This is a genomic window from Bradyrhizobium sp. BRP19, assembly GCF_020194195.1.
GTDB classification, from domain to species: Bacteria; Pseudomonadota; Alphaproteobacteria; order Rhizobiales; family Xanthobacteraceae; genus Bradyrhizobium; species Bradyrhizobium yuanmingense.
Window position 1 is genome coordinate 1 of record NZ_JADYVZ010000244.1, and the last position, 386, is coordinate 386.

The following is a 386-nucleotide window of genomic DNA, read 5'->3' on the forward strand; positions in this document are numbered from 1 at the left end:
GCCCGAGACCGATGATTCCGGTGATCAGATTGGTCATTGCGCTTTCCTTCCCTGCGCGCCAAGCGCCGGCTTCGATCCAACGGTCGTGACTTTGCGCCGGCCGCTGCGACTGGTGCGCGCGACATTGTCGACAAGCCAGCGCGCGGTGCGCAACAGGCGGGCATCGTTCCCGCGGCGGCCGACAAGCTGGACGGCAAGCGGAAGGCCGGCTTCGGACCTCATCAACGGCAGGCTGACGGCGGGCACACCGAGATAGGTCCAGGTCGTGCAGAAAATCGGGCTGCCGGTCGTCTCGATACCGGGTGCCTCGCCCGGCGCAGCCGGCGTCAGGACGGCGTCGTACTCGTCGAATACAGAATCAAGAACCTGGTTGAGCCGGGTGATGC

The 386-nt window shown here is 65.8% G+C and carries 1 protein-coding gene; it reads right to left on the minus strand.

All coding sequences use genetic code 11. From position 1 onward, the window contains the following. Positions 1–33: 33 nt before the first annotated feature. The coding region (locus I6F36_RS39390; protein WP_249789165.1) for an amidase family protein at positions 34–386 on the minus strand (353 nt) is incomplete at its 5' end.